The 3,762-nt window shown below is 65.8% G+C and carries 3 protein-coding genes and 2 pseudogenes; 4 read left to right on the top strand and 1 reads right to left on the bottom strand.

Going from position 1 to position 3,762, the window contains the following annotated elements; all coding sequences use genetic code 11:
* Window positions 1-183 (bottom strand): annotated as a pseudogene (locus I6F21_RS37305) (transposase zinc-binding domain-containing protein); the annotation flags it as partial.
* Window positions 184-585: 402 nt separating this feature from the next.
* On the opposite strand from I6F21_RS37305, the gene I6F21_RS37300 reads away from it, so the two are divergent.
* The 4 genes and pseudogenes from I6F21_RS37300 to I6F21_RS37285 all read left to right on the top strand — a co-directional run.
* On the top strand, window positions 586-1,584 hold the full coding sequence (locus I6F21_RS37300; protein WP_225184336.1) for a tyrosine-type recombinase/integrase: 999 nt from the start codon (window positions 586-588) through the stop codon (window positions 1,582-1,584).
* A complete protein-coding gene (locus tag I6F21_RS37295; RefSeq protein ID WP_225184335.1) occupies window positions 1,584-2,489 on the top strand; it encodes a tyrosine-type recombinase/integrase in 906 nt (301 codons plus the stop codon). Before I6F21_RS37300 ends, I6F21_RS37295 begins: the two co-directional genes overlap by 1 nt.
* Window positions 2,486-3,475: a tyrosine-type recombinase/integrase gene (locus tag I6F21_RS37290; RefSeq protein ID WP_225184334.1), complete on the top strand. Its 990-nt coding sequence runs from the start codon at window positions 2,486-2,488 to the stop codon at window positions 3,473-3,475. The genes I6F21_RS37295 and I6F21_RS37290 overlap by 4 nt, the downstream gene beginning before the upstream one ends.
* Window positions 3,476-3,579: 104 nt before the next feature.
* Window positions 3,580-3,762, top strand: a pseudogene (locus tag I6F21_RS37285) (transposase zinc-binding domain-containing protein); the annotation flags it as partial.

Genomic DNA, 3,762 nt, shown 5'->3' with positions numbered 1-3,762 from the left:
CGCGCAGCGGAACAGGATGGCATAGACGATGGCCTTGTTCTGAAAGGCGATCTCTCCGGCGGGGGCCGGCAAGGTGAAGACGACGTGGAAGTATGGCACGGGAAGGAGTTCGGCTTGTCGCTCGGCAAGCCATTGCGCGCGCGCCGAGCCCTGGCACTTCGGGCAATGCCGATTGCGGCAGGTAATGGGTGACGCCCATTAGCTGTCTTATGGGCAAAGCCGGTAATGGGGAGCTGCCAATCGCGATCACCGTATTTTCCTGTGTATTGCCGCTCTCGAGCTCTCCATTACAAGTCGCCCGTGCGGCCCCGTTGGGTCGGCCACTGATGGCCGGTCACATACGGAGACGGACATGTTGGAGACGTACTTCTCGGCAGCGAAGATGCTGGGGCATCTGCGCAGTGGGCCGAGCGGGCCTTACCTTGAGGGGTTTGCAGCGGCGCTGGAGCGGCAGGGCTATGGCCCCGAGACAGCGGCACGCTATTTGCGAGCGGCGGCTCACATCGGCCATGTTATGGCCGAGCAAGGCGCGGGCCTGACGGACGTTGATCTCGCCGCGTTCGGCGAGCACCTGCGCACTTGCCGGTGTCCAGCGCCAAAGGCGGCCGGCGCAACCACCACACCATCTACGGTGCCAGGCTCTTTCGTCGGCACCTCGTCGAGCTCGGCCTTTGCCGGTCCGCGGCCCTGGGGGCAGCACCCGCCGAGCCGCAGCTGGTCGCCGACTTCAAGACGTGGCTGCGCAAGCACCGCGGCGCATCCGATGCCACCGTCAGGCTCTACGCCCGCGACGCCGCGGGCCTGATGATGGAGCTTCGATCTGACCCGGCCGGCTGGAGGCCGAACGATGTCCGCAGTTACTTCCTGGAGCGGGCGAGCAATAGCGGGAGTGGCACGATCGAGAAGATGACGACGAGCCTGCGGGCCTTCCTGCGGTATCTCGCAGTCGCAGGCCGTTGTCAGGCAGGTCTCGACGGCGCCGTTCCAGCCTACGCTCATTGGCAGCTTGCCGACATGCCCCGGTATCTGTCGACCGAGCAGGTCGACCGGCTGATCGCTGCCTGTGACGGCGACGTCGGTGGGCGCCGGCGTGATCGTGCGATCGTACTTTTGTTGGTGCGCCTCGGCCTGCGGGCCGGTGACGTGGCACAACGGCGTCTCGCGGATATCGAGTGGCAAACGGGATCGCTGTGGGTCTGCGGCAAGTCGCGCTACGAGGTCCGGCTGCCGCTACCGCAAGACGTCGGGGATGCGATCGCCGCCTACCTCGAATGCCGGCCGTCTACCCGCCGGAACGATCTCTTGTTCCTGCGCACGATCGCGCCGTGCCGGCCATTCCGACGAGGCGACGGCATCTCGTCGGTGGTGAAGCGTATCATGAAGCGGGCCGACATCGTGGCGCCGGTCAAAGGGGCCCACGCTCTGCGGCACACCGCGGCGACCGAGATGCTGCGCCATGGCGTGCCGCTCGACAAGATCGGCCTCGTCCTTCGGCATCGCGGCATCGACACGACGGCCTATTACGCAAAGGCCGACGTCGCGCTGCTGAAGCAGGTTGCTCAGCCCTGGCCGGAGGCGCTCTGATGCTCGACGCCATCGAGACCTATCTCGCGCTCCGCCGCACCACCGGCTTCGCGATGTCGACCGCGGAGTACCTGCTGAAGAGCTTTGCCGCCTTCGCAGCCGAGCGCGGACAAACGTACGTCGAGACAAAAACGGCGATCGACTGGGCCGCGCTCGGACCATCCGTCGCGCAACGCGATGCACGGCTCAGAGCCGTCTGTCGCTTCGTACGCCATGTCCGGGTGGAGGACGTCGGGCACGAGCTGCCGCCGGCAAATCACTTCGGGGCCCGCAAGAAGCGTCGCACGCCGCACATCTACACGACAGGCGAGATCAGTCGGCTGGTCGAAGCTGCGCTGCGGCTTCGGCCAACGCGCGGCTTGCGCCCGCACACGCAAGCGACCTTCATCGCGCTGCTCTCATCCACCGGGCTCAGGATCTCCGAAGCCCTGAAGCTGACGATCGCGGACGTGACCCGCGACGGTCTGCTGATCCGCGAGACCAAGTTCCGCAAGACGCGACTGGTGCCGCTGCACGACACGGCGGCCGCCGGCTTGCAGCGATACCTGGCACGTCGCGGGCCCGGCTCAGACGATGATCCCGTCTTCATCGACAAGCGCGGTCGGCCGCTACGATACATTGCCGTCAAGGAGACCTTCGACAGGCTGGTCGACAAGGCTGGCATCAGATCGACGTCGGCTCGCCGTCCTCGGCTGCACGATCTACGGCACACGTTTGCGGTGCGCGCGCTGCAAGGCAGCCCTACCGGCCGAGGCCGGTGCGGCGCGCACATGGCGGCACTCGCGACCTACATGGGTCACGTCAACATATATGCGACCTACTGGTATCTCGAGGCCACGCCCGACCTCTGGCGCGATGTCGCCATGGCCGGCGAAGCGTTCATGTCCGAAGGGAGGTCAGCATGACGCCGATCGCTCCCCTCATCGAGGCGTTCCTGCGCGACACAGTCGCTTGCCAGCGGGGCGCCAGCCGGCACACGAGGGAATCCTATGCCTCGAGCTTCCAGCTGCTGTTCGTGTTCGCCGCCGACCGGCTCAAGGTCAAACCATCGGCGCTGACGCTCGAACAGATCGATGCCGGGCTCGTCAGCGCCTTCCTTGAGCATCTTGAGGACGAGCGCAAAAACGCGGCCGTGACGCGCAACGTTCGCCTGGCGGCGATCAAGTCGTTCTTCCGCTTCCTCGAGTACCGGCAGCCGGCGGCGCTCGAGCAGATCCGCCGTGTACTCGCGATCCCGTTCAAAAAAACTGACACGCGCCTGGTGCCCTACCTTCTGCGCGAAGAGCTCCAAGCCGTGCTCGACGCTCCCGATCCGGCGACACGCGATGGCATCCGCGATCGCGCAATGCTGCACGTGGCCGTCTGCGCAGGGCTGCGTGTCTCCGAGCTGACGGGCCTCAAGGTCGATGACATCGACCTGCCTTCGATGAGCATCCGCGTGCTCGGCAAGGGACGCCGGGAGCGGACGCTGCCGTTGTGGAAGCCGGCGGCCGCTGCACTGCGTGCCTGGCTGGCCATCCGCGGGCAGGTCGCGACACCCGAGGTGTTCGTCAACGCCCGTAATGAGCCGCTGAGCCGATGGGGTTTTGCCTATCTGCTCAGGCAGCACGCCGCAACTGCGGCTCGCAAGCAGCCCGGTCTCGCCAAGAAACGCGTCTCGCCCCACGTGCTCAGGCACACCTGCGCGATGGTCGTTCTGCAAGCGACCGGGGACATCCGGAAGGTGTCGCTGTGGCTGGGCCACGCTACGCTGACGACCACCGAGGTCTACACGCGCGGTGATCCAACCGAGAAGCTCGATGCAATGGAGGCGATCGTGCCGCCCCACCTGCGGCGCGGCGTCTTCCAGCCCACCGACCAGCTGATCGAACTCCTCAGGCGTACCTCGTAATGGAGAGCGGGGTTGGCGGTGATTGGTGCAGGAGCGCGATCAAATTGCCGCCAGCTCCCCATTACCGGCTTTGCCCATAAGACAGCTAATGGGCGTCACCCATTACCTGTCGCAATCGGCATTGCCCGAAGTGCCAGGGCTCGGCGCGCGCGCAATGGCTTGCCGAGCGACAAGCCGAACTCCTTCCCGTGCCATACTTCCACGTCGTCTTCACCTTGCCGGCGCCGGCCAGAGAGATTGCTTTCCAGAACAAGGCGGTGGTCTATGCCATTCTGTTCCGCTGCGCG

This window comes from Bradyrhizobium sp. NBAIM03, from assembly GCF_020194055.1.
Classification (GTDB): Bacteria; Pseudomonadota; Alphaproteobacteria; order Rhizobiales; family Xanthobacteraceae; genus Bradyrhizobium; species Bradyrhizobium yuanmingense.
Note: the sequence above shows the minus strand (reverse complement) of the source record. Positions and strands in the feature narration are given on the sequence as shown.